Raw genomic sequence first — 25,283 nt, 5'->3', positions numbered from 1 at the left:
GTGATTTTCTGTGCAGGTCTTGCAACAAAAAATCCAGTCTTTACCTTTAGTAATCTGTATGCGATACATGACTGTATCTTCTTTTTTACAGGTATAACAATGCTTAGTTTTCAACAGCTTCTTTACTACCTATCATCCAGAAATCTAGATGTTTCTTAACAAGATCTGCATTTTTTACTTTTACATAAACCTCGTCACCTAATCTGTAAGCGTTTTTAGTCTTGCGACCTATCACTGCAAACTCTTCTTCTACAAATTCATAACTATCATCATCTAGATCTCCTAAACGTATCATTCCTTCACACTTATTAGAAATAATTTCTACATAAATTCCCCAATCTGTAACTCCAGAAATAACACCTAAGAACTGCTCGTCTTCATGATCTTTCATGAACTTAACCTGCATGTACTTGATAGAATCACGTTCTGCCTTAGTAGCTAGAATCTCCATGTTAGTAGAATGATGACACTTTTCTTCATAGAGCTCTTCACTAACACTTTTTCCTTTATCAAGATAATGTTGTAGTAGTCTATGGACCATCACGTCTGGATAACGACGTATAGGTGATGTGAAATGCGAGTAGTAATCAAACGCAAGTCCATAGTGACCTATATTTTGTGTAGAATACTCAGCCTTGGACATGGTTCTAATAGCAAGTGTATCGACCATGTTTTGTTCTTTATTCCCTTTTACATCACTCAATAATTTATTTAAAGATTGAGTAACATGTTTGCGATCTCTTAAGTCTAGTTTATGACCAAAACGAGTTACAATTTTTGCAAGTGCTCCTAGTTTTTCATCATTAGGCTCATCGTGAATACGGTAAACAAAAGTGTGTTTAGGATCACGTTTTCCTATAAATGCAGCTACTTTTCTATTAGCCAGTAGCATAAATTCTTCTATCAGCTTATTAGCGTCTTTAGATGTTTTAAAATAAACACCTACAGGCTCACTATTATCATTAAGATTAAATTTAACCTCAGTTTTATCAAAGCTTAATGCACCTTGTACCATACGTTCATTACGCATCTTTTTTGCGATACTGTCTAAGGTAAGAGTTGCTTCTACAATGGCAGGATCTGCGGTTGTATTTTTTTGCGTAAGTGATATGTCTGCAGGAATTTCTCCTTTACCAGTCTCAATGATGTGTTGTGCTTCTTCATAAGCAAATCGTTGATCTGAATGAATGATGGTACGACCGAACCACTGGTTATAAACCTTACCGCTATCATCCATTTCAAATACAGCAGAAAAACACAATTTATCCTCATGAGGATTTAAAGAACATACACCATTTGATAATACCTCTGGTAACATAGGAACCACACGATCTACTAAATAGACCGATGTAGCACGTTCGTATGCTTCATCATCTAGTGGCGTTCCTTCTTTTACGTAATGACTAACATCTGCAATATGGATTCCTATTTCATAGTGTCCATTTTCTAATTTTTCAAAAGATAGTGCATCATCAAAATCTTTGGCATCTGCTGGATCAATAGTATAAGTAAGCGATTCTCGCATGTCGCGACGTTTACTTATTTCTTTATCTGTTATGGTTTTATCTAATTGGTCTGCATATTCTTCTACCGCTGTAGGGAATTCATATGGTAAACCATATTGAGCTAGTATAGCATGAATTTCAGTATTATGTTCACCTGGTTCTCCTAAAACAGCTTTTACTTTACCATTAGGTGAATCTTGCTTATCATTCCATTCTACAAATTCGACTAGAACTACCTGTCCATCTTTGGCTCCATTAATCTCGCGACCTGGTATAAAGAAATCTGTTTGAATCTTAGGATCAGTAACGTTTACAAAAGCAAATTTTTCATGCACCTGTATGGTACCTACAAATTCTTTTTTCTTACGTTCTATTACTTTAGTAATTTCACCTTCAGGCTGTTGACCTCTTCTTCTATGATAAACATATACTTCTACTTGATCACCGTTTAAGGCCTGACCTAATGAACGACGCGGAATCATAATATCTTCCTGTAATTCTTCTGTAATAACATATCCAGTACCACGTGTACTGATATCTATAGTACCGGTATAATAATCAATTGCTTTTATTATTTTAAACTTACCACGACCTGTTTCTTCAATTTGAGCTTTGGCTTTTAATTGGTGAAGTCTTTTTATAACTTGATTACGTGTACTAGCGTCTGTTATTGAGAGCTTTGCACATATTTGTTTATAATTAAAATCCTTATTAGGTTCTTGTTTTAATACATTCAGCACTGATTGACTGAGGTTTTGAAACTTTGTTTTTGAGTTTCTTTTTTTCTTCTTCTTCATATTCTATTTATACTTCTACAAAGTTAATCTTTTAAAACTCTGAGAGATTATAACTGGTTTATACTTTGATTATTAATGATTTAATATACCGTTATTAACAATTAATTAAGAAATAGCTGTAACTTTGTATGATGTTAGTCGTCTTATCGATAACAATAATTGAACAAATGGAAACTAGAAAGCCTCTAAAATCAACTTTACTATTTATAGGGATCTTTCTTGTGGGTATACTTCTAGTTGTTCTTTTTGTTAATAAAGCATTGGATACAGAACACACTGTAGATAGTTTTGAGGAATCTTCACCTCTTATTGAAAATACAACGACTACTAGTGCTTAACTAGATATTACTTATTAAATAATTACCAATTTATATCCTAGTTAGATTCATTCAATACTTAACTTAGAAATCAATCTATCGATATTTTTTAAAAGTGATTATTAAAATATTTATAAATCATATCAACTACACCATGCATTTACTATTCCAAAAAGAATTTCTTTAAAATTCTTTTGTTCCACAATATTGATTCGTTTCTTCTTTAATCATCGTATTGAATTTTTATCGTTTTCAACGTTATCCACATTATAAACAATATTATTTTTTCTTTTTTAAAAATTTAAATAAAATTGATGATGATGATGTAGTGTGAATAGCGGTATATCTTTTTACTAAATAATTAGGAACTTGTTACTTTTACAACTTATCGCTACTTATCCACATGTTATACTAACGTTAACTAATTGTAAAATAAGTTTCTAATGTAAACGAGATAGGTTTATACACAGTTGTTGACAACCCTTATTCACATCAAAATGTACATAAACTAGCTATATATTTTATGTTGATGAACATCATTTTAGGTCTGAAAAGTCAGTCTTAAATTGATGAGTTATATTTTGGTTATCTCAATTTTAAATGGATATGGGTTATTAAACCTTCACTTCCTAATGTTTTCTTTCAATTGATATCAACAGGTTATCTATTGTTTATGAATAGTGTAAAACCATCGATGTTAATAACCCTAGATTATCAATAACTAGACTTAAATTTGTATGGTAAAACACCGCTATTATGAACATCTCTATAGGAAACGATCACGCAGGACCAGATTATAAGCAAGCTATTGTTAATATGCTTAAAGAAAGAGGTCATCAAGTAACTAATCATGGAACAGATACTTTAGATAGTGTTGATTATCCTGACTTTGCTCACAAGGTAGGGCAGGATGTTGATAACCACGCGGCAGATCTAGGTGTAGTTATTTGCGGTAGTGCACAAGGTGTCTCTATGACCGTTAATAAATATCAAAATGTTCGTGGCGCAGTATGTTGGACTAAAGAAATTGCAGGACTAGCACGCGAGCATAATAATGCAAATATCATCTGTATACCAGCACGTTTCACTTCTATACCACAGGCTATTGCCATGGTAGAGACTTTTTTAGATACAGAATTTGCAGGTGGACGCCATGCAAATCGTGTGAATAAGATAGCTTGTTCATAAGTACGCTTTCGCGAAAGCGAGATATTCCACAACATAGTAGATGATGTTGTTATCTGGTGGATCACTAGCTGATTATTTTTTACTACTTTTTATATTTATAATACTACCTAGTGGTATACTATTTTTGATTACTAGATATTTAGTATTTAGACATATATTTTTAACAATGGAAAATAGATGGTATAGAATTTTTACTAGCCTGTTGTTTTATATGTTATCATTAACTGTAGTTATCTTATGTATTTATTTTTATAATTACTAGTATGAATCTTAATAAAAGACAAGAGTATCTAGATCTAGGGAATGCACTACCTAATCAATATTATCACTTAAAATTTGATAATCATTGTTACTGGCGCATTGCATTAGATAATACTTTATTTGCAAAATGGAGCGATGTCATACCTGCACCAGCTTATAGAAATATATCTGAAGATCAATTAGATTATGCAATTCATTTATTGAAAAGCTATCAAAAAGATGAGCAGCTCTTAATAGAACATAATCGTATCTCTTTAATTTATCGTGGTAAGAAATAATAGTATTTTTAGACTAAATAGGTATAAAAAGAGATTTTTGCAGAGGCAAAAATGAGTAATTAATTAAAAGTAGGTGTGTGTCTCCATGAGTTTCCCACCTGCGTGGGAATTCATGAGAAAAGAAGCTAGTATAATAATTCATCAATTAAGAACTGCCGTACATCCACAAAAGAAGCTGATGGAAATATGGCGCGATCTAGAACAGTTTGATGAGCATGATAAAGAAGAAACACTCGATGATCTTGACGCTAGACGACAGGAATTCATGGCCGCTGGTGATGAAGAATTTGGTAATATGCTAGAGAAAATTATCACAGATATAAGAATAGGAGTGAAGCCACCGCAACCTAAAGTGGTTCCTAAGCGTTTTTAATTTGCCGTATAAATGTAAACTGCACCGCTATTGATAGAAAGATCATTTGCTTGATCACCATTTATACCTGTTGCATTACTATCTTCATTTCGAGCACCTACAGCAAGATAGTTTCCATCACCAGATAAACTCACTGAATAACCAAACTCATCATTTGCATTAGAATTATTAGCTTTTATATAAGCTTCTTGAGCCCAATTAATTCCAGTTCTCTTATAAATGTATGTAGCACCGCTATCAGTCTGTCCGTTCAATGTTTCAGTGCTGTTAATACCAGATGATAATGTATCTTCTTTTGAGGCTCCTACCGCAAGAGTACTTCCATCATTTGAAAGACTTATGCTATTACCAAAGTTTGCATTAGCAGTAGTATTGGAAGCTTTGATATATGCCTCTTGAGTCCAAGTAGTTCCAGTTCGTACAAAAATATACGCAGCGCCAGGACTACCAAGTGAGTTATCTGTTTCATTTCCGTTGACACCAGTAGCATTGCTATCTTCACGTATAGCACCTATGGCAAGTGTACTTCCATCAGATGATAAATCAACAGATCCACCAAAACCATCAAAATTACCTGTATTAGAAGCTTTTATATATGCCTGTTGCGTCCATATTGATCCAGTTCTTAAAAATATATATACGGCGCCACTATTGAAACTTGCATTATCTGTTTGATCTCCATTAATTCCTGTAGCACTACTATCTTCATTTATAGCACCTACCGCGAGAGTGTGTCCATCAAGAGAAAGACTCACACCATTTCCAAATTTATCAGCATTTCCTGTATTAGAAGCTTTAATATATACTTGTTGTGTCCATACACTTCCTGTTCTAGAGAAAATATAAACAGCTCCTGAACCAGATATTGAATTATCTGCTTGATCACCATTGATGCCTGTGGCATTGCTACTTTCATTTTCTGCTCCTACAGCAAGCGTATTTCCATCATTTGAAAGACTTAGAGATATACCAAAAAGGTCACCACTTCCTGTATTAGAAGCTTTAATATATGCTTGTTGTGTCCATACACTTCCTGTTCTAGAGAAAATATAAACAGCTCCTGAACCAGATATTGAATTGTCTGTTTGATTACCATTGATGCCTGTGGCATTGCTATCTTCACCTTCTGCACCTACAGCAAGCGTATTACCATCATTTGATAAGCTTAGTCCTGATTCAGAAAAAAAGTCGATTGCCTCAGAATTAGAAGCTTTGATATATGCTTGTTGTGTCCAAATGGCACCTGTTTTATTGAAAATATAAACAGCACCACTAGAGCTATTTGAATTATCTGCTTGATTTCCATTAATTCCTGTTGCATTACTGTCTTCTGAGAATGCACCTACAGCAAGTGTATTTCCATCACCTGATAAACTTACCATTTCACCAAACTTATCATTATCTCCTGTATTAGAAGCTTTTAAATAATCTATAGAAGACGCATCATTAAAAGTCGTTTGACTAGATGAAACATTTAATAAAATAGGATCACCACTACTATCTGCGGTTATACAAATCCATTCACTATTTTGAAAATAGCAAGTAGCATTTCTACTTAAATCAAAAACAGTAGTCCCATCTACTGGTGGATTACCTTGTCCGTCTGTAACAGATTCTACATCACTTACTCTAGGAAGTACTAGTCCGATATTTGAATTAGTAGTTATATCTAATGCACCTTTAGGATCATTAGTTCCTATTCCTACTTGGGCTGTAGAATGATAGCATAGCAATAATAAAAAGCTGCATATTTGTATAAGTCTTATTTTGGAATAACACGTAAACATAGGTCTTTGATTATTTATTAGTTCTATGCAAGATAGTATATAAAATAGTCATGTAAAATACGTATCCTACCTATAAAAGCTTTTTAATCAATCCTTTTGTAAGGATTACTTTAATTTTAAATCATGAAAACTACCATTAAACCCTTCTCAGAATTTACTACTCAAGAACTCTACGAAGTGTTGCAACTGCGCAGTGAAGTTTTTGTGGTAGAACAGGATTGTGTTTATCAAGATATGGATGGTAAGGATCAAAAAGCTATTCATATTGTAGGATATGTAAATGATAAACTTGTAGCTTATACTCGTGTGTTTCAACCAGGTGATTATTTTAAACAAGCTAGTATAGGTAGAGTAGTCGTAAATTCTAAAAATCGTGGCGCGGCCTACGGCCAGAAAATAATGAATGCGAGTATTGTTTATTGTAAAAATCAAGGATTTCCATCCATAAAGATATCTGCTCAATGTTATCTAGATAGATTTTATAAAGATTTAGGTTTTATGAATACGGGCGAGAAATACTTAGAAGATGGAATTCCTCATCAAGCGATGACTTTAGAATTTTAATTATGTCCTTTACTGATTTACAGCAACAATTTCCATTTTTTAATAAAGTACTAGTAGAAACCATTACTCGAGAATGTGAATTTATCAGTGTTCCTAAACATCAAGAGATTTTACGCAAAGGTCAGTATGTAAAGGTAATACCAGTGGTGTTAAAAGGATTGTTGCGAGTTTATACAACACATGAGGATAAAGAATTATTACTATATCATATAAAAGCAAGTGAGAGTTGTGTGATGTCATTTGCAGCAGGTATTAAAAATGGAACCAGTGAAATCAATGCACAGACATTAGAAGAGACAGAAATTCTTTTATTACCAGCAGACAGACTTAAAAAATGGCTGCAGCAATATCCAGAGTTAAATTTACTTTTTAACTCACAATATGAGATGCGCTATGCAGATTTATTAAACACTATAGAGAATATGGTGTTTCATAAAATGGACGAGCGTATTTTAAATTTACTGCACGATAAAGCAGCATTAACTAATTCTCAAATAATTAAAATCTCTCATCAAGCGCTTGCAGACGATCTGGCTACATCTCGAGAGGTGATTAGTCGTGTTTTAAAAAAATTAGAGAACGATAACAAACTTGTTTTATCACATCAAACTATTGAAATTCTTTAGTTGTGACTTAAGTCACTTTTTAAGAACATACACTAGACTACTATTGTATCTCATTTTAAAAGTATAAGTCATGAAGAAGAATTTAGGAAACATCGATAGAATAGTAAGAGTATTATTTGCAGTAATAGTATCTATTTTATTCTTTACTAATGTAATAACAGGTACACTAGGAATTATTTTATTAATTGTAAGTGGTGTCTTATTAGCCACTAGTTTTATGAACTTTTGTCCATTATATGCAGTTTTAGGGATTAATAGTTGCCCAGTAAAAAAGTAAACAACAGACATAAAAAAGCTCAATATTTTGAAAGAAACCTTCATCATATTGAGCTTTTAATAAAAGTAAAATTTACTTAATCATCATGATGTCCGTGACCGTGATGACTTTTATTACCAAAGGGTTTCCAGATGATTCCTGCACTTAAGATAAAACCATCTGTAGGTGCATAAATTTCATTAAATGTTGGTACTCCAGTAATATCTGTAGTGACAGTAGGAGAGAAGCGACTTTGTCTTCTATCTGTCAGATTTTCAAAATTCATATATAGATTTCCCCAGTCAAAGTTTTTCATAACTAGTAGACCCATCAATAAAAAATCTTGAGAATCTGAGCCATCAAATAAAAGTTGTTTACCAGTATAATAGGTTTCATAACCTATGCGCCACTTCTCATTTTCATACATAATCACACTACCAGCGTTGTGTCTAGCAGTAAGTGGTATTTGAGGATTACCATCTAAATAATTAAGCTGTGTATCAATAAATGCATAGTTTAAGAACCATTTAAAATCTTTATAAGAGAATTTAATATTAGTCTCTGCACCACGACTTAAGGTAAAATCTGTCGCATTTGAATATTCAAACATTCCTGGGTTAGAGGTACTGGTGTTGAGTAACAATCCGTTATCTATGGCGGTTAAATAAAACAATTGATTGATAGAGAAATTAATCTGATCAGTAATAGCAAATCCATAATCAAAATCTAGATTCATACCATAAGAGGTCTCTGCTACTAGGTTATTTTTATTTACTACCATTACATTTTGAAAATTCAGTCGTTCAGCATCTTCAGTAAATAAATCTGGAATTTTATAACCTAATCCACCACCTAAACGACTTGTAAACCTTCCATCACTTTTATATAATAAAGATGCTCTAGGTAACACAAAAGCACCCCAATCTGTTGTAAAATCTGTACGTAGACCCGTTTCTAATATCCAGTTATCATTAAGGTCTGTAATGTTATTTACAAAAGCACCTATGGTAGTATCTTTTTCATCACGCTCATTTATTGATACTTCCTCATCAAAGCTAGACGTATAAAGATTAGCTCCAACTACCCAATCCGTCTTTGTAGAATTGGTCTTATAATTTGCTTCAGTAAATGTGTTGACCTGATTACCTTTAAAATCCATATTAGGAATCAGTAGTTCTCTATTAAAATAGGCAATACTATTTTTAAACTGGAAGCTAGAATGATCTGTAAGTTGAGTATCCCACACGGCTTGTGTACTTAACCTGCGCGATATGTTTTGTTCTAGATATCCATTATTATTGCCATCTATAGCATCTAGATTTCCACCTTTACGATCATCAAATGTACCGTTAAGACCTAGCCATAAGGTTGTTTTCTTACTAGGATAATAAAATACCTTAGGATTTAGTGAAATGGTACGCGCTCGAGGTAAATTTGAATAATTATCTCCATCTGGATCATACTCTTTTTGAGAATTTGCGCTTCCATAAAGCGTCATTCCCCATTTATCATTACGTGCGCTGTAAAACACGTTTCCAGTAACTCCTAGGGCTTGTGTCCCTACTAACATTAAATCTAGCTCTGCCTCATCATCTGGCGTTTTAGACTGCATATTTACTAGTCCAGCAATAGCGCCACCACCATATAGTGTAGAAGAACTTCCTTTAATGATCTCAAATTGAGAAATATCTAATGGCGGTACTTGCATAATACTTAATCCACCAGCAAAACCACCGTAAAGTGGAAACCCATCCTTTAACAACTGTGTATATCGACCATCCAATCCTTGTATACGTATGGATTGATTTGCACTACTTTGAGAAGTTTGCTGCATCTGTATACCGGTGCTTTCTCTCAGTACCATAGCAATATTAGTACTGTTCATAGCAGTTTTTTCAATAAGCTCTTCTCCACCTATAAACTCTACACGAGTAGGCGTGCGTTTAAAACTACGAGAAGATCGTGTAGACTGTATGATGATTTCTTCCAGTTCGCCTTCTGCCTCGTGTAGTTGAAATTTATAATCCAGTTGATCTGGTATAACAGCAGTAACGGTTTGTTTTTCATATCCTATAAAAGAAATGGTCAGTTCATAAGTTCCAGCCTCTAGGTTGTTAATGGTTCCTTTTCCGTTGACATCCATCATCGCGCCTTTTTGTAGACTTTTGATGGAAGCATTTGCACCTAGTAATGGTTCGTTATTTTCTTCAGATACCACAGTGATGTTGATATCATAGGTTGTTTTGGATTGCGCTTTCGCGAAAGCGTAACACAGCAACAACATGCTGCATAAAATGATTTTTTTCATGTAAAGTGTTTAAATAGTCTAAAATAAAATGAGCACAATGCTCTTGAAGTTTCTAGCTATTTAATTGTGGTGGCTGCAAGATAGAGCCATCAAACCCGTCATAAACAGGACTGATATAAAATGAGATTTGTGAATTAATTACCGGTAGTACTATAAACTCTAGTGACTCAAATTCAAAAGAGATAACATGAACAGAGCAGCAATTACACTGGCAAAATGGTGAGCATTCATCTTCATGATCGTGATTATCATGGTCGTCGATATCTACAGTTTGTTCTACCTCATCATGCTGCTCAATATTACCATCATTACAAGGCATGATGTTGAGTCCTAGAAAATATATCGAGAAGATGAATAATATAACTTTCACAAGACAAAGATACTAAAGCAATCAGAACTATTTAGTAGCTCTTTTTAAGCGATCATTAATGGATTTTCTCAGGTCGTGATCTGGTAATCGTTGTGCTACAATCATGTCTAGATCTAGTTGATCTAGCTCGTGCATTGCGTTATATAATCTAGATGCAGCCTCTTTTAAATGACCGGTTTTAGATAAATAATTTACCTGCGTTACTGCATAATCTGGATGATCTGTAGAGTGGAGTAGAAGGCCTATTTTTTTACCGGCATGTAGAGCGATAAATTCACTTATGTCATCTACTAGATAAGTTGTCGTACGTGGTGCATAATGCTTCTCGAGCATTCCTGGTGCAATGGGTGCTTGCTCTTTATTATTTTTTACAGTGACAGGTCCTATGATGGACGTGATATCTTCTAATGATATAGAGCCTAGTCTGTAAACAATGGCTTTATCATTTTCAAAGCCTATGATGGTGGACTCGATTCCATTCTCGCAATCACCACCATCTAATACCATTTCTAGAGAACCATCAAAATAATTTTTAACGTGTTGTGCTCTAGTAGGGCTGATGTGTGTAAAAGGATTTGCACTAGGTGCCGCCAGTGGGAAATCTAAGTTTCTTAACAATCCTAGGGTTAATTCATGCTGCGGCATTCTAATCCCAACCGTATCTTTTCCTGCGGTGATGGGATCTGGAACATCATTCTTTTTAGGTAAAATAAGTGTTAAAGATCCTGGCTAAAAAGCTTGTGCTAACTGCTGTGCCTTCTCAGGAAAATCTACTGCCAGTTCCATTACTTGCTTCATGTTATGAATATGCACAATCAGCGGATTAAAAAACGGGCGTTTCTTCATCTCAAAAATTTTCTTGATGGCTGTATCGCTATAGATATTTCCAGCTAGTCCATAAACGGTTTCGGTAGGAATAGCAACGAGTTCTTCTCTCTTGAGAATTTCGGCAGCTTTTAAGATGTCTTTTGAAACTAGTGTCATGATGCTTTTCCTAAATAGTTTTTAGGTGCTGCAAATATCGTTGTTATGGTTTATAATTTATTATTTCTCAAGCGCAGAGTTAACTCTACACTCGAGAAATTATAACGATGATTATGACGGTGATTCATCTAATAATACTTCTTCTTCAACCAAAACGCTACACGCACCAATAAAATCAAAGCAGGAACTTCTACCAGTGGTCCAATCACCCCAGTAAACGCCTGACCTGAATTAAGTCCAAAAACGGCTATCGCAACTGCAATAGCTAGTTCAAAATTATTTCCAGCTGCAGTAAAAGCAATAGCTGCGTTTTCACTGTAGGACGCACCACGATATTTACTGATAAAAAATCCTATCAAGAACATGACTATGAAATAAATCATTAAAGGAACCGCAATCAATAACACATCAAACGGTATTTCAACAATTAACTCACCTTTTAAAGAGAACATTAAAACAATAGTAAGTAATAAGGCCACTAAAGTGATAGGTGAAATAGCCGGAATAAATACGTTTTCATACCATTCTTTACCACGAGCTTTTACAAGAAAGTAACGACTTAAAATTCCCATTAAAAATGGAATTCCTAGATAAATGGCAACACTTTCTGCAATGGTCGCAATTGATATATCTACAATTGCACCGTCAAAGCCGAAATAAGGCGGCAACACCGTAATAAACAACCACGCATAGAATGAGTATGCAAAAACTTGAAAAACGCTGTTTAGAGCGACTAATCCGGCTCCATATTCAGGAGAACCATCTGCTAGATCATTCCACACTAGTACCATGGCTATACAGCGTGCTAGACCTATTAAAATAAGTCCCACCATATATTCTGGATGATTCTGAAGAAATATTAATGCAAGTGCAAACATCAATACGGGACCTATCACCCAATTTAATAAAAGTGAGATACTTAATATCTTAGTGTTTTTAAATACAACAGGTAAGAGTTTATAGTCTGCTTTTGCTAGTGGTGGATACATCATTAAAATAAGACCTATTGCAATGGGAATATTAGTAGTACCACTACTCATATCATTTATAGAAGTAGCTATGCTAGGAATAAAATAACCTAGTCCTACTCCTATTGCCATGGCCAGAAATATCCATAGGGTTAAGTATTGATTGAGAAAGCTTAGTTTTTTAGTGCTCATAACTTAATTTGTGAAAAGACGTATTTTAATTCACTAGCTATTTGAAGACTACGTTCTTTATACGCAGCTGCTTGTCGGTCAGTACCATCAGCGATTTTAGGATCTTCATAAGTTATAGGTATTCTAGCTGAAGCACCTAATATTAGTGGACAACCTTGATCTGCACTCGAGCAAGTCATAATGGCTGCAAATTGCTGCTGTACATTAAATGCTGCATTGAATTTCTTTGAAAATCCAATAATAGAATGATCGGTCTCATTATATCTGATGCTGTAAACAGGATTTTCATCTTGTGATAGTTTTTCAACTTGAAAACCTGCATCTTTTAAAGCTTCAGTAACTTCTGGAAATAACGCTGTAGCTTCTGTACCACCAGAATAACATTGTAAATTATTGATGCCATAAAAACTTCCTATAGCCTGTGCCCATGATTGTGAGAGGTGACTACGTCGGGAATTATGTGTGCAAATAAAGTTAAGATTGACCTTTTGTTCTTTGTCAATTTGACTTTGAATATAATCTTTAAGTTGGTCTAGGATACGCTTTCGCGAAAGCGTAATTCCATCAATATTTAAGTCTGTAATGGTTTGTTCTAAAGTAGAAAACATCATTTTATATTTTAAGTTAGCAACAACCCGATCCTGGTGCACATGTATTTTGGGCTTCAGAAAGTTGAACTTTAGGTTTTTTTAATTGTTCTGGTGGTATACCGCAGGAATCTTTGGCAAGACAATCGGTCAATTTATTGGTAAGTAGAAAGTGTTCACCATTGTAATCGATACCAAATTTACCAATTGTTCCCGCTTGATATTCTACTTCTATTTCTACATCTGGTAGGCCTAATTTATCCTGAGATAGCTCTATAATAGAAACTAATTTTTCTGGATGTAATCGATGATCATAATCGTTTGCTTCCCATAGTTGAAAATTAACTACAGTTTCTAGACGTTCTGTACCACCACAATCTATAAAGTGTTTTACAACTTTACCTACCTCAGTTACATGAAAGTGTGATGGTACCAGACTACCATCTGGTAATTTAAATGCGATTTGTTCTAATTGTGATAGCTGATTTTTAAATGCGGATAGTTTCATAGTATTTCTTTTATTGTAATATTACGATTAATAAATTCAAATTTTTTTAGCAACAATTTGTGTTGTTATCAGTTTCAAGATTTAATAAAGGAGATAGTAAGCTTTTCATGACGTCCCATTTCTCATAATCTAAACAATAACAAGTACTAGTGCCTTCTATATTTCCTTTAATAAGTCCTGCAGTTTTAAGTGCTTTTAAGTGTTGAGATATAGTAGGTTGTGCTAGTCCTATTTCTAAAACTAGATCACCACATATACAAGTATCTTGTTTTAATAAGTATTGTACAATGGCTATGCGTGCAGGATGACCCAATGCTTTTGCCATTTGAGCCATTTGATTTTGTTGCTCTGTAAATATTTCAGTTTTAGTTGTTCCCATATTCATCGCAATATTACGATGAAGTGATTAAATAAAAAAGAATAATTGCTTTTAATTTTTAGGAGGATCTATTTTAGTAATGTAAAGTTCCACTCTACGGTCTAGTTTATCAATACCACCTAATGGTCTAGTCCTTCCATATCCCTTAAACCTCATACGTGTGTGTTTCACACCACGACTGCGCAATATTTTATATATAGCTAGTGCTCTAGCGTGAGATAAATTAGATTTTTTAGTATCTCTATTATATGCGTCTGGATAAGCAGGATTGATGCAACATACATGTCCGTGAATCTCAAAATGAATATCTTCTCTAGCGATTAAAATTTCTGCAACACGATCGAGTAGTGGCTGCGATTCTTCTAATATGGTAGAACGGCCTTTATAGAATAAAATATTCTCTAATCGGATGACCTGACCCTTTTTAAGTTTTTTACTTAAAAGTGACTTAAATGGTTCTTTAGTATTATCAATAGGTGGATCGAGTTTAGTAGGTATATCTAAGAATTCATCTTCTTCAACTTCTTCAATAGATACTTCTGGCTCAGTTGTTTTATTGGTTTTAATTACTTCTGTACTGCTCGGGTTCTCTAAGATAGCAGCGACGACTTTCTTTTCATAGACAGATATTTCCTTTGCCTCATCTGTGGTAAGTTGTTGTTTGCGCAATTTTTTAATGGCAACTCGTTTGGTTTTATCTGCGCTTAAAGAGAATTCGACATCTACACGACGGTTTTGAGCTCTTATTTCTTCAGTTTCTTCTTGATCTAATTCGTCTTCAAGAGCTACTTCTCCTAATCCCTCTACTTTTTTGGAAATATTTTCTAGTTCTATATCGTGATTTTCTAACCATCTGGCAACGGTTTCAACTCTTCTATTGGATAAGTCTAGATTGTAATCGTAACTACCTCTATCATCACAATAACCTAGTATTTTTACGGTAAGAATGGGTTTATAAATTAAATCATCAAAGAATGACGTCAGTTGTTTTCCTTCACTAAAAGAGAACTGATCTTTATCTACATCAAAATACACAGAGTGCGTTACTGTAATTTGTGAACTAGCACAAAGAGCAGTAAGAAAAACACATATGTATAATAATTGCTTCATTCTTATTTTAGAATTCTGTTGTATTTGTTTGGATCTTCTAGAACATTTACAGCTTCAAGTATTTCTGGATTGAACTTTAATTGATAGTTATATAAACCGTCACGATAGAAATATCTTTTAACGATTTCATCAGTAAGAAGGCTCATGATTTCAGCCTTTTTATCTTTCATATCCTTTTTCTTAGCATTATTAATCGCTTCTTGCATGGCCTTATAGCTAGAGTTAATATCATTAACTAGTTCTTCTTTCTCGGCAGTTTTAAATGCTTTTGCAAATGCAGACTCTGTTTCAGTATTAAAATCAAATCCTTTCTTTTCAACCCAATTAACAAAGTCATTGAAATCGGTATCAGTGAATCTAAAACTATCCATATCTGTTACCTGATGATTATAATAATACTCTGTTGCATAATCAAAAATGGCGTTATCCCTAAGTAAGGCTGTTGTGATAGGTGAGTAAGCTGCGCTTGCTAATTCAATATCTGGCTGTACACCACCACCGTCGTAAACAGTACGACCGCTATTAACAGTTTTAAAGGCATTATAATCTTCTTTTTTAGTACGGACGGCGTTACCATCTTCATCGCGATTCCAGTAGTCTAATGCTTGTATACAACGACCACTAGGTGTATAATATCTTGAGATGGTGATTTTTACTTGTGTACCATAAGATAGCGGTTTAGGACGTTGTACTAATCCTTTACCAAAACTACGTGCGCCTATAATAACACCACGGTCATAATCTTGAATACTACCACTTACAATCTCACTGGCACTAGCACTGCGACCATTGATGAGTACAGCCACAGGTATGTCTGGATCATAAGCAGGACGTTTTGTTAGGTACGTTTTATTATACTGTTCAACAACAGATTGAGTGCTGGTTATCAGTTTGTCTTTCTCTATAAAAAGATTAGAAACAGAAACAGCTTCACTTAATAAACCACCAGGATTGCCTCTTAAATCAAGTATTATTTTAGTAGCTCCTTTTTCTTTTAATGCTACAATTGCAGCCTTAGTTTCTCGAGAAGCTTTCTCATTGAATTTAGATAATACCACATATCCTATTTCTGGGGTTGCCATTTCATAAAAAGGAACGGCATTAACCTCAACTGCCTGTCTTTTAACTTTTGCTGATTTCTCTTTTCCCTGTCGTTTATAAACGATGGATATTTCTGTATCTGCACTACCTTTCAATAAATCACCGGCATTTTCTTTATAGTCCGCTAGCTTGATGCCATCTATTTCTATAATCTCGTCACCAGCTTTAAGTCCTGCAACATCAGCAGGATGGTCTTTCCATGGTTCTACTATAATCACTTTATCATCTCTAGTACTTACTACAGCACCTATACCTGTGTAAGCGCCACGTCTATTAATGATAGACTTCTCAACTTCTTGTTCTGTCCAGTATTTAGTATAAGGATCCAATTCTGACAGCATTCCTTCTATGGCGTTATCCATTAAGTCTGCTGGATTAGTCTCATCTACATAGTTCATATTGAGCTGTTTATACATTTCGGTAAAAATCTCAATCTGCTTTGCGATTTCAAAAAAATCATTTTGAAAACTAGCTGTCGTAAAGAAAATAGACGCTCCTAGAATAGGAAGTAAAATCTGTCTTTTAATATTAATGGTACCTTTCATAGTTGTTAACGGTTCTATACGCGTTGCAATAAATATAGGATAAAAACGGTAGATGACTCATTTTCTTGCCGTTTAGTAGCTATTTATAATAGAATACAATTAAAATGCCAATTAATCTTCTAATTGTTGATGTTGCTTGTTTAACTCGATGATAAGCTTTTTAATCAATTGTTGAACGGTTTCAAATTCAGGCATTTTAGGAGATTGAAAAAGAAACATCATTTCAATACTTTTTCCTTTAGGAGTTATTAAGTCATGTTGATTTAAACGATAAGCTTCTCTCAACAATCTTTTAATACGATTGCGATTGGGTGCTTTTTTAAAAAATCGTTTTGAAACGCTGACACCTATTTTATGAGGTTGTTCCATGTCTATGAGATTATAAACACAACGTATAGGTCCTTTACGTATAGAAGAACCTTCTGTAAAAAGTAACTCTATAGATTTTTTACTTTTAAGCTTAGTCTCTTTTCCTAGGGTGAAACGCATGATGCAAAGATATGTTTTTAAGAGAATGCTATCATTGAATTTAGGACAACAAAAAAGCAGCTGTAATTAAACAGCTGCTTTTTCAAAATCTAATGGCTGATAACTTACTCTTGTAAAGACCAGTTGTTATTTTCTTTATCCACATCTGCCATGTTATTCATAGGATCAATTTCAACAGATTTTATAGAACGCATATCCACACCGTCTAATTCTAGTTCATAGGTTGGATAAGCCCAAGCCCAGTCATTTAAAACAGTCCAGTTATTAGGCACCATTTTTTCACCACGCATTTCTTCTAGCGGAATGTAGAACCATTTCTCAGTCCCATCATTCATCGTTACTTTAATATCTAATGGCATTGGCATTAATCCATTACGTTTTAATGAAACCACGCTCATCCCATCTAGACTACTTAAGTTTTCGATAGAATAATCGATTACGTTTGTAGTCATCGTCCAGTCACGTAAATACCATTCTAGGTCAAAACCGCTTACACGCTCAGCAACGCGTTTAAAATCATTAGGCTCTGGATGTTTGAATTTCCATGTGTTGTAATATTCTTTAATTACTTCATCACGTTTTTCATCACCAATGACGTAGCCTAATTGTGCTAAAAAAGTAGCACCTTTATTATAAGCACTAGCACCATATGCACCATTATACTCATAACGATCTGCATGTGTTGTTTGAGGTTGTTCTTTGCCAGAATTTGCTAGACCTAGATAACCTCTATAAGAACCACTATTTGCAGTACTTTCATCTTCTCCATTAATGTAAGCCATTGCTTTATTAGAAATAAAGGTGGTAAAACCTTCATCCATCCATTCATGTTTTGCTTCATTAGTAGCAAGAATGTGATTGAACCATGAGTGTGCAAACTCATGAGCAGTAACACCCATTAAACTTCCATAGCTGCGTTCTCCCGTAATTAAAGTACACATGGCATATTCCATACCACCATCACCACCTTGTATCACACTATATTGCTTGTAAGGATACTCACCTATGTGCTCGTTGAAAAATTTCAACATCTCATTAGTCTTAGGCTGTAATTTTTTCCAGTTTTCTTTAATCGCATCGTTATCCTTGTATAAAAAGTGAAGTTTCACACCATTTGCACCATTGTATACATCATGGATAAAATCTGGATCTGCGCCCCATGCAAAATCATGTACCATAGGTGCATTAAAATGCCAAGTTAATTTACCGTCTTTACCTTTTGCAGGACCAGAGTTTGCTTTATCATAACCGTGACCTATGTCTTTTGGGTTTTGTAAGTATCCAGTACCACCTACAGTATAATCTTTATCAAGTGTCAATTTCACGTCAAAACTTCCCCATACACCATGGAATTCACGTCCTATATAAGGGCTTGTGTTCCATCCAGTAGCATCAAACTCTGCCATTTTAGGAAACCATTGCGTCATCGATAGTGCAACACCTTCTTTATTGTTGCGACCACTTCTACGTACTTGAACAGGTACCTGACCGTTAAAATCTAGTTTTAATGTTGTAGACTGTCCTGGTGCTAGAGCCTTTGCTAATTTTACAACTAGAACTGTTCCTTCTTCTTGTGGTTGAAGAGTTGTACCATCTTGTGTCATGTTTGAAACATGTAGATAACCTATTTCATTAGGTTCTAGTGCAGCAATTCTTGATCCTACACGTCTATCAGGATCTGCAATAGTGCGAGATCTTACATCCATTTCACTACCTGGTTGAAAAGCATTGAAGAATAAATGATAATAAACTCGGTCTAGAGTTTCTGGAGAATTATTAGTGTAAACTAAGGTCTGTTTTCCCGTATATTGATAACGGTCTACATCCATATCTACATCCATCTTATAGTCTACAGCTTGCTGCCAGTAACCGTTTGCATTTGTGCTTTGGTTAGCTACAACATCTTTTGAAGATCCACAACTTGCTAGTATAACTGCAGTGGTGAGTAGTAAAATGATTTTTTTCATTTGATTGTTGTTGTTGAGTAATTAGGTTATAAATATACCGCTTTCGCGAAAGCGTAAAAAGAAAAGCCTGTCCATATTAGGACAGGCTTAACAATATTATATGAATCTGGCTTACATTTTAGACGCCATAATCAATGCATTATAAAGGTTTGCCATTTTACCTGAAGTCGTAATTTCTTGAAAAGCCTTAGTATCTGCTCCACCAGCTACATTTACACGAGCTGCTGTAGTTAATCCACTATCCATAATGATGTGTTTTACTTGACTAGCAGATAGTTTAGGGAACTGTGATCTTATCACAGCAGCTACACCAGCTACTGCTGGAGATGCCATAGAAGTTCCGCTAATACTAGAATATTCATTTAATGGGAACGTAGAATAAATTTGTACACCAGGTCCAAAAACGTCTACGGTCGATTTTCCATAGTTTGAGAAATTTGCTACCATGTCAGCACCGTAAGAAGGAGCAAGAGCACCTACGGTAAGGAAATTATCAGAAATCTCAGATCCTGCAAGAACTTGATCTTGTGGATATACTTGAGTAAAATCTGTATCTGTTCCTTCATTACCAGCTGCGTTTACAAAAAGAACGTCTTTACTTTCAGCATATTTAATAGCATCCCAAACAAATTCTGGGTTTGAAGAATGATATTTACCGAAGCTACCATTGATAACCTTAGCACCGTTATCTGCCGCATATCTTATAGCTGCCGCGATATCTTTATCATACTCATCACCTTCAGATACGGCGCGTAGTACCATAATTTTTACATTATTTGCTACACCATTTGCTCCTAGACCGTTATCACGCTCTGCAGCGATAATACCAGCTACGTGAGTACCGTGTAGTGCATCTTTCTTTTTTGGGTCTGGACCACTGTATTCATTATTACCCCATACTTCACCTACTGTATAGCTGTAAGGGCTGTTACCAGGCATCGCATCTTCACGGTAGTTAGTTTTTAATTTAGCGCCGTTTAATAGGTTAGTGGCATCTGTGATATACTCACCTAAAACCTCTTTTGCCTGTGCAACAGACTCGAGACCTTGACCAAAGAAGAAACTCAACGTTCCTTTTGCATTTGTAACCGCTTCATCTTCAGAACTGATTGCAGCAACCTCTGCTGGAGTGTATTCTGTTTTACCTAAGTGTGCGCTTACTACTTTATCAGCTTCAACGATTTGTTGTAGGATACCTTCAAAACGTTCTTTGCTTTGAGTAGCTTGAGCTAGTTTTCCATCATACTCTTTTTGAGCTTTTGCAACTATATCTGCTGATAACATAGCTTTATCTCTTACAATACGCTCATATTCTAGATTCTCTGCAACGATATCACCTAGGAAGTTCCATCCATGTACATCATCTATGAATCCGTTTTTATCATCGTCGATACCGTTTCCAGGTATTTCATCTTCATTTGTCCAGATCACACCATCTAGGTCTTCGTGCTCAATGTCAATACCTGAATCTATCACTGCAACTATGGTAGTAGTTCCCATGCGGCCTTTAAGGATTTCAGTATATGCTTTATTAACACTCATTCCAGGAATGGTGTCTGTCTGTAGGTCTAGATCCTTCCAGTTTTTTGCCTCAACCTCAGACATTGCAGTCGTTTTAATAGGTGTTGAGTCTATGTTTTCAATAGGTGGAGATACGATTGTAAATCCACTACCACAACCAGCTAGCATACCTGCTGCCGCTACGGTTAACATTGTTTTCTTAATAAAGGAGTAATTCATGATTTTTAATTAAATAAGTAGTTAAAAGTAAGGGATTTATCGAGACGCACACCTTTTTCTGTGTGTTTCACGGTGATTATTTCATTATTAGGATCGTGTTCTAGGATGAGGTAATAGCCTTTTGTGGCAGCCTCATTAAGAAATTTTGCTTTCTCATCTAGAGTAAGTAATGGTCTGGTATCATAACCCATTACATATGGAATAGGTATATGTCCTGCAGTAGGCAATAGGTCTGCCATGTATACAAAGGTCTTATCACCTAGTGTGATGTGTGGAATCATCATTTTTTCTGTATGTCCATCTACAAAAAGGATATCAAAATCCATCTCGCTTTGTGTTTCAAAAGAACTGTTTTGTTTGATAAAATTCAACTGGCCACTTTCTTTAATAGGCTTTATATTTTCCGTGAGAAAAGATGCTTTTTCTCTTGCGTTAGGTTCTACAGCCCATTTCCAGTGCTCTTCATTAGTCCAGAATTTTGCATTTGCAAAAGCAGGCTCATAAAATTCATTGTTCTTTTTTTCTATCACACCGCCACAATGATCAAAGTGTAGGTGAGTTAAAAACACATCAGTAATGTCATCACGAGAAAAACCAGCTTTCTTAAGAGAGCTGTCTAGATCATAGATGTGGTCCATAAAGTAATAACCAAAGAATTTTTCTGATTGTTTATTTCCCATTCCGGTATCGATTAAAGTTAATCGATCGCCGTTTTCTACCAGCAAACATCTTGCTGCCATGTCTATCATGTTGTTAGAATCTGCTGGATTGGTACGTTGCCACAAGGATTTAGGTACGACACCAAACATGGCGCCACCATCCAATTTAAAATTACCGGCTTCTATAGAATGTATTTTCATAAAATAAATCTCTGTTATAGGTAGCGCAATTTAAAATTTTGTTACGTGAAAAGTCTTGAAATTGAGTTAAACCGCTTTCTGCACAATTTTATGCAGTCGTTTTCCAAAATCAATCAATGCCTTAATCTCTTTTATACCAGCGGTACGGTCTGATCTAAATACGAGTAAACTATGACCATCTGACTCAATATGGTAGTAAGGATTACTTTCAAAAAAGCGAACGAGATCATCATTGAAAAAATCTTGAATTCCATGAGTATCTTCTCCTAAGAGGTAAAAACGTTTTGAAAAATCAGAGTGGTTTTCAATAGGGATATCTTTAAAACCAGCGAGACCATAAACACGTTCTAAGAAACCTTCACGATCTAGAGTAAACTCTGGTAAAATGCGATTTACTTTAATATTAAGCATAGTGGTTTTTACATCTGCTTTTGTAATAAATTCACCTTCGGAATAATGGATGTCAAAGATTTTAAACTGCTTACCGTTGTTAAAAATTCTATTATAAACACGTTCTACTTTCTTAAATTGAAAGTATTTAAAAGAGTCTAAAAAATCTTCATCCTGAGTTTTCTCTGCAGCATAAGTCATGTCAAATTCCTCTGCAATTTCTTGTAAAGTATTCTGTCTTTTAGTAAGATTTGCTGTAATGAAAGATATTCCTGGAATCAATTTACGCAATGCAAATGGATGATCACTTTCCGCTCCATGCATATCAAGACCTATGATCTCAAAATGGCCACCACGTTTATGAAAAACTGATTGATACCCGTTTAAGTTTTCTAAAACCGTATGGTCTACAAATTGACATAACGAGAGGTCTAGAACCACATCTTGATCTTCAGGTACTAAATCTAGTTGTTGTTTAAGTTTGTAAAAATTGAGAAATGTACAGAAGTGCTTTACACTTATGTAATAATTACCTTTAGACTCCTTGTACATAAGCACGTTGGGCTTCAATAAATTTTGAATAAAGAGCAATACATTACGATTAAGAATGATATGAATAATAAAGGTGATTAAAATACCTGCTATAATACCCGTAATCAGATCTATAAATAGAGTCGTCAATAGGGTAACAAAGAAAATAATCAACTGTTCTTTACCTATAGTAAACAATTTTTTAATCAGTGTAGGTGATGCGAGTTTATATCCGGTATAAACTAAAATAGCCATTAGTGCTGGTAGCGGTATACGAGTTAATTGAGAACTGAAAAGCCATACAAAGGATACTAAAAACATCGCATGGGCAAAGTTTGATGATCTATTAGTACCACCATTGTTAACATTTACAGAGCTGCGTGCAATAACAGTAACTACATTAAGCCCGCCTAAAAAACCACTACTTATAGTAGCTAGGCCTAAAGCCTTTAAATCTCGATTGACATTAGATCGTCTTTTTTGTGGATCTAGTTGATCTACTGCTTTAATACTTAATAAAGATTCAATACTTGCAATAAGAGTAAGGGATAAAACACTGGCCCAAAAAGCCCAACTTCCCATAAGACCAAAATCAGGTACTGGAATTGAGGTCACAATTTCTGCACCACTAGGAATTTCTGGAATCATATATTCATTTGCAATAGGATGATCTTCCTTTAAAACAAGTTCATAGAAATAACTGGTTGCGATAGAAATAACCACAATCCACATAGGAGCTGGGAAAAGTTTAAAATATTTATTTCTAATTTCCCCATAGAAGATCATAATAAGTAACGCCACAACGCCTGCAATAGCAGCATGCGTTAACTGTATATCTTCATATTGAAAAACACTAATTATAGTTTGAGGTATGGCAAGAAGATAATCAATACTACTATCTAAGTCCAGACGATTCCCTAACATGATATGAAATTGCTTTCCTAATATAATAAGTCCTATAGCAGCTAGCATTCCTTGTATAGCACTAGATGGAAAAAAATCTGCAAGTTTCCCCATTCTTAAAAATCCTAAAAGAATTAATAAGACACCAGAACATATAATAGCAGCATATGCACCTTGAAAACCTAGTGTTGTAAAAGCTACTAACAAAACACCTACCAGTCCATTTCCGGGACCAGTTATTGTTACATTACTACCACCTAAAAAGGAGACTACCACACCACTTATAACAGCAGTAATAATACCAGCGATAGGCGGTGCTTCACTAGCCATTGCTAATCCCAGACCTAGAGGTAGTGCAATAAGACTTACCACAAATCCTGAGAAAATATTACTAGGCAGCTGGCCTATAAATTCCTTTATATTAAATTTAGATTTGGTCATCTTATAATAAGTACATCAGTAGGTAATTCAGTAAGGATATATTCTATATCATGTGGAAATAAGCGATCCCAGAAATTCATTTTGCCTGGCGCATTCATCACTAATAAGTCTGCTCTTGAAATTTGTGCAAAATGCCCAATGGAATATCCACGTGTGCCAAAAATAGGTTGCTTCTCAATGGATATATCAGATTTATAATTTTCAGGGATTTGATCTAGGATCCTATCGACACGCGCATCTTCTTGACGGCGTATTTTTTCTCTCTGTAAGTTTGCCTTGCGCAACGACGCGTCATCATCTACTTTAATAGATAGTTCACTTTCTTTAATTTCTTCTACAATAGTCAGTCTTTGTGTTTGCAGCGCATTTGCTACAAAAAAGGCCATTTGCACAGTCTCTGGTGTATGATCATCCTTAAGTCCATTAACCACTATGTGTTGACAAACTTGTCTTTCAACAGACGGCTTTATGAGAAGTAAAATAGAGCATGCCGCTGCACGAGTTATTTTACGAGCAATCGATCCCAGGTAGTAAGTAAGAATGTTTTCTTGCTGTAATGCTCCTAATATTATGAGATCTATATTTTTATTATCGATGTGATTTAGTATTACATCTACAGGCGTTCCACTCTTAAAATCTATTGAATAATCTAATGATTGATTTTTAAATGTTAATAAACATTTTTCAACACGATTTCTCTTTTCCTCACTTTCCTCACCTACATGAATAAGAGATAATTTAGCGTTAAATAAGAGCGATAATCTAGCTGCTTCATGCAAATTTGCCTTCAGGTTAGGAGAAAAAGCCACACCTATGGCGATATTTTTAAAGGGATGGGATGTCAATAGTTGGTTTTAAAATCTAAATATACCGTTAATTTGGGCCTTATTACGCTTTCGCGAAAGCGTAAACTACAACATCATTAGAGAAAAGGTCGTAATTTTCAACCAAAATATAG

General features: G+C 34.8%; 24 protein-coding genes and 1 pseudogene. 7 read left to right on the top strand and 18 right to left on the bottom strand.

Going from position 1 to position 25,283, the window contains the following annotated elements; genetic code table 11:
• Positions 1–103: 103 nt before the first annotated feature.
• Positions 104–2,302, bottom strand: a complete 2,199-nt coding sequence (gene rnr, locus R1T42_RS11855; protein WP_317290471.1) for a ribonuclease R — start codon at positions 2,300–2,302, stop codon at positions 104–106.
• A gap of 167 nt (positions 2,303–2,469) precedes the next feature.
• Here rnr and R1T42_RS11850 point away from each other — a divergent pair, with 167 nt between their 5' ends.
• The 4 genes from R1T42_RS11850 to R1T42_RS11835 all read left to right on the top strand — a co-directional run bounded on the left by R1T42_RS11850 (position 2,470) and on the right by R1T42_RS11835 (position 4,719).
• Positions 2,470–2,640 carry a hypothetical protein gene (locus tag R1T42_RS11850; RefSeq protein WP_160165400.1) on the top strand — a complete coding sequence of 57 codons (171 nt, stop codon included), beginning with the start codon at positions 2,470–2,472 and terminating at the stop codon, positions 2,638–2,640.
• A gap of 735 nt (positions 2,641–3,375) precedes the next feature.
• The gene (locus tag R1T42_RS11845; protein ID WP_036583289.1) at positions 3,376–3,807 is read left to right on the top strand and encodes an RpiB/LacA/LacB family sugar-phosphate isomerase; all 432 of its coding nucleotides are present in this window, start codon (positions 3,376–3,378) and stop codon (positions 3,805–3,807) included.
• 263 nt (positions 3,808–4,070) lie between these two features.
• Complete coding sequence (locus R1T42_RS11840) at positions 4,071–4,346, top strand: acetyltransferase (protein ID WP_317290470.1); 276 nt, start codon at positions 4,071–4,073, stop codon at positions 4,344–4,346.
• 85 nt (positions 4,347–4,431) lie between these two features.
• On the top strand, positions 4,432–4,719 hold the full coding sequence (locus tag R1T42_RS11835; protein WP_317290469.1) for a hypothetical protein: 288 nt from the start codon (positions 4,432–4,434) through the stop codon (positions 4,717–4,719).
• Here R1T42_RS11835 and R1T42_RS11830 read toward each other — a convergent pair.
• Entirely contained in the window at positions 4,716–6,506 is a 1,791-nt protein-coding gene (locus tag R1T42_RS11830) for a hypothetical protein (protein WP_317290468.1), read from the bottom strand. The two genes, R1T42_RS11835 and R1T42_RS11830, sit on opposite strands and share 4 nt — an antisense overlap.
• Before the next feature lie 123 nt (positions 6,507–6,629).
• Between R1T42_RS11830 and R1T42_RS11825 the strand changes: the two genes are divergently transcribed.
• From R1T42_RS11825 to R1T42_RS11815, 3 genes are all read left to right on the top strand, one after another.
• Complete coding sequence (locus R1T42_RS11825; protein WP_317290467.1) at positions 6,630–7,070, top strand: GNAT family N-acetyltransferase; 441 nt, start codon at positions 6,630–6,632, stop codon at positions 7,068–7,070.
• 2 nt (positions 7,071–7,072) lie between these two features.
• Positions 7,073–7,696, top strand: a complete 624-nt coding sequence (locus R1T42_RS11820; protein ID WP_052404915.1) for a Crp/Fnr family transcriptional regulator — start codon at positions 7,073–7,075, stop codon at positions 7,694–7,696.
• A gap of 70 nt (positions 7,697–7,766) precedes the next feature.
• On the top strand, positions 7,767–7,973 hold the full coding sequence (locus R1T42_RS11815) for a YgaP family membrane protein (protein WP_317290466.1): 207 nt from the start codon (positions 7,767–7,769) through the stop codon (positions 7,971–7,973).
• 76 nt (positions 7,974–8,049) lie between these two features.
• Here the strand turns inward: R1T42_RS11815 and R1T42_RS11810 are convergent, their stop codons facing one another.
• The 16 genes and pseudogenes from R1T42_RS11810 to R1T42_RS11735 all read right to left on the bottom strand — a co-directional run bounded on the left by R1T42_RS11810 (position 8,050) and on the right by R1T42_RS11735 (position 25,170).
• Complete coding sequence (locus R1T42_RS11810; RefSeq protein WP_317290465.1) at positions 8,050–10,260, bottom strand: TonB-dependent receptor; 2,211 nt, start codon at positions 10,258–10,260, stop codon at positions 8,050–8,052.
• A gap of 52 nt (positions 10,261–10,312) precedes the next feature.
• Positions 10,313–10,630, bottom strand: a complete 318-nt coding sequence (locus R1T42_RS11805) for a DUF6660 family protein (RefSeq protein ID WP_317290464.1) — start codon at positions 10,628–10,630, stop codon at positions 10,313–10,315.
• A 27-nt stretch (positions 10,631–10,657) separates the two neighbouring features.
• Positions 10,658–11,044, bottom strand: a complete 387-nt coding sequence (locus R1T42_RS11800) for a Sua5 family C-terminal domain-containing protein (RefSeq protein ID WP_317291869.1) — start codon at positions 11,042–11,044, stop codon at positions 10,658–10,660.
• A 15-nt stretch (positions 11,045–11,059) separates the two neighbouring features.
• Positions 11,060–11,614 (bottom strand): annotated as a pseudogene (locus R1T42_RS11795) (L-threonylcarbamoyladenylate synthase); the annotation flags it as partial.
• Between the two features lie 128 nt (positions 11,615–11,742).
• Positions 11,743–12,774: an ACR3 family arsenite efflux transporter gene (gene arsB / locus R1T42_RS11790; RefSeq protein WP_317290463.1), complete on the bottom strand. Its 1,032-nt coding sequence runs from the start codon at positions 12,772–12,774 to the stop codon at positions 11,743–11,745.
• Positions 12,771–13,385: an arsenate-mycothiol transferase ArsC gene (locus tag R1T42_RS11785; RefSeq protein ID WP_317290462.1), complete on the bottom strand. Its 615-nt coding sequence runs from the start codon at positions 13,383–13,385 to the stop codon at positions 12,771–12,773. Before R1T42_RS11785 ends, arsB begins: the two co-directional genes overlap by 4 nt.
• A gap of 13 nt (positions 13,386–13,398) precedes the next feature.
• The gene (locus R1T42_RS11780; protein WP_036583311.1) at positions 13,399–13,869 is read right to left on the bottom strand and encodes a DUF6428 family protein; all 471 of its coding nucleotides are present in this window, start codon (positions 13,867–13,869) and stop codon (positions 13,399–13,401) included.
• A 46-nt stretch (positions 13,870–13,915) separates the two neighbouring features.
• Entirely contained in the window at positions 13,916–14,248 is a 333-nt protein-coding gene (locus R1T42_RS11775) for an ArsR/SmtB family transcription factor (protein ID WP_036583313.1), read from the bottom strand.
• Positions 14,249–14,299: 51 nt separating this feature from the next.
• A complete protein-coding gene (locus R1T42_RS11770) occupies positions 14,300–15,358 on the bottom strand; it encodes an OmpA family protein (RefSeq protein ID WP_317290461.1) in 1,059 nt (352 codons plus the stop codon).
• A 2-nt stretch (positions 15,359–15,360) separates the two neighbouring features.
• The gene (locus R1T42_RS11765) at positions 15,361–17,004 is read right to left on the bottom strand and encodes a S41 family peptidase (protein WP_317290460.1); all 1,644 of its coding nucleotides are present in this window, start codon (positions 17,002–17,004) and stop codon (positions 15,361–15,363) included.
• A 111-nt stretch (positions 17,005–17,115) separates the two neighbouring features.
• Positions 17,116–17,493 (bottom strand): ribonuclease P protein component, encoded by a 378-nt coding sequence (rnpA, locus tag R1T42_RS11760; RefSeq protein WP_317290459.1) that lies wholly within the window; start codon positions 17,491–17,493, stop codon positions 17,116–17,118.
• A 104-nt stretch (positions 17,494–17,597) separates the two neighbouring features.
• Positions 17,598–19,460 carry a M1 family metallopeptidase gene (locus R1T42_RS11755; RefSeq protein ID WP_317290458.1) on the bottom strand — a complete coding sequence of 621 codons (1,863 nt, stop codon included), beginning with the start codon at positions 19,458–19,460 and terminating at the stop codon, positions 17,598–17,600.
• 111 nt (positions 19,461–19,571) lie between these two features.
• Positions 19,572–21,200 (bottom strand): S8 family peptidase, encoded by a 1,629-nt coding sequence (locus tag R1T42_RS11750; RefSeq protein ID WP_317290457.1) that lies wholly within the window; start codon positions 21,198–21,200, stop codon positions 19,572–19,574.
• Positions 21,201–21,205: 5 nt separating this feature from the next.
• Positions 21,206–22,060, bottom strand: coding sequence for an MBL fold metallo-hydrolase (locus R1T42_RS11745; RefSeq protein WP_317290456.1), 855 nt, complete (start codon positions 22,058–22,060; stop codon positions 21,206–21,208).
• A gap of 66 nt (positions 22,061–22,126) precedes the next feature.
• The gene (locus R1T42_RS11740) at positions 22,127–24,325 is read right to left on the bottom strand and encodes a SulP family inorganic anion transporter (protein ID WP_317290455.1); all 2,199 of its coding nucleotides are present in this window, start codon (positions 24,323–24,325) and stop codon (positions 22,127–22,129) included.
• A complete protein-coding gene (locus R1T42_RS11735) occupies positions 24,322–25,170 on the bottom strand; it encodes a universal stress protein (RefSeq protein WP_042291034.1) in 849 nt (282 codons plus the stop codon). Before R1T42_RS11735 ends, R1T42_RS11740 begins: the two co-directional genes overlap by 4 nt.
• Positions 25,171–25,283: the final 113 nt, after the last annotated feature.

Source organism: Nonlabens ulvanivorans, assembly GCF_032922765.1.
Taxonomy (GTDB): Bacteria; Bacteroidota; Bacteroidia; order Flavobacteriales; family Flavobacteriaceae; genus Nonlabens; species Nonlabens ulvanivorans.
This window is presented reverse-complemented; position numbering and strand designations above follow the sequence as displayed.

Coding starts and splice junctions, on each gene's coding strand:
- rnr (WP_317290471.1), bottom strand. CDS start 2,302: ATGAAGAAGAAGAAAAAAAGAAACTCAAAAACAAAGTTTCAAAACCTC.
- R1T42_RS11850 (WP_160165400.1), top strand. CDS start 2,470: ATGGAAACTAGAAAGCCTCTAAAATCAACTTTACTATTTATAGGGATC.
- R1T42_RS11845 (WP_036583289.1), top strand. CDS start 3,376: ATGAACATCTCTATAGGAAACGATCACGCAGGACCAGATTATAAGCAA.
- R1T42_RS11840 (WP_317290470.1), top strand. CDS start 4,071: ATGAATCTTAATAAAAGACAAGAGTATCTAGATCTAGGGAATGCACTA.
- R1T42_RS11835 (WP_317290469.1), top strand. CDS start 4,432: ATGAGTTTCCCACCTGCGTGGGAATTCATGAGAAAAGAAGCTAGTATA.
- R1T42_RS11830 (WP_317290468.1), bottom strand. CDS start 6,506: ATGTTTACGTGTTATTCCAAAATAAGACTTATACAAATATGCAGCTTT.
- R1T42_RS11825 (WP_317290467.1), top strand. CDS start 6,630: ATGAAAACTACCATTAAACCCTTCTCAGAATTTACTACTCAAGAACTC.
- R1T42_RS11820 (WP_052404915.1), top strand. CDS start 7,073: ATGTCCTTTACTGATTTACAGCAACAATTTCCATTTTTTAATAAAGTA.
- R1T42_RS11815 (WP_317290466.1), top strand. CDS start 7,767: ATGAAGAAGAATTTAGGAAACATCGATAGAATAGTAAGAGTATTATTT.
- R1T42_RS11810 (WP_317290465.1), bottom strand. CDS start 10,260: ATGAAAAAAATCATTTTATGCAGCATGTTGTTGCTGTGTTACGCTTTC.
- arsB (WP_317290463.1), bottom strand. CDS start 12,774: ATGAGCACTAAAAAACTAAGCTTTCTCAATCAATACTTAACCCTATGG.
- R1T42_RS11785 (WP_317290462.1), bottom strand. CDS start 13,385: ATGATGTTTTCTACTTTAGAACAAACCATTACAGACTTAAATATTGAT.
- R1T42_RS11780 (WP_036583311.1), bottom strand. CDS start 13,869: ATGAAACTATCCGCATTTAAAAATCAGCTATCACAATTAGAACAAATC.
- R1T42_RS11775 (WP_036583313.1), bottom strand. CDS start 14,248: ATGGGAACAACTAAAACTGAAATATTTACAGAGCAACAAAATCAAATG.
- R1T42_RS11770 (WP_317290461.1), bottom strand. CDS start 15,358: ATGAAGCAATTATTATACATATGTGTTTTTCTTACTGCTCTTTGTGCT.
- R1T42_RS11765 (WP_317290460.1), bottom strand. CDS start 17,004: ATGAAAGGTACCATTAATATTAAAAGACAGATTTTACTTCCTATTCTA.
- rnpA (WP_317290459.1), bottom strand. CDS start 17,493: ATGCGTTTCACCCTAGGAAAAGAGACTAAGCTTAAAAGTAAAAAATCT.
- R1T42_RS11755 (WP_317290458.1), bottom strand. CDS start 19,460: ATGAAAAAAATCATTTTACTACTCACCACTGCAGTTATACTAGCAAGT.
- R1T42_RS11750 (WP_317290457.1), bottom strand. CDS start 21,200: ATGAATTACTCCTTTATTAAGAAAACAATGTTAACCGTAGCGGCAGCA.
- R1T42_RS11745 (WP_317290456.1), bottom strand. CDS start 22,060: ATGAAAATACATTCTATAGAAGCCGGTAATTTTAAATTGGATGGTGGC.
- R1T42_RS11740 (WP_317290455.1), bottom strand. CDS start 24,325: ATGACCAAATCTAAATTTAATATAAAGGAATTTATAGGCCAGCTGCCT.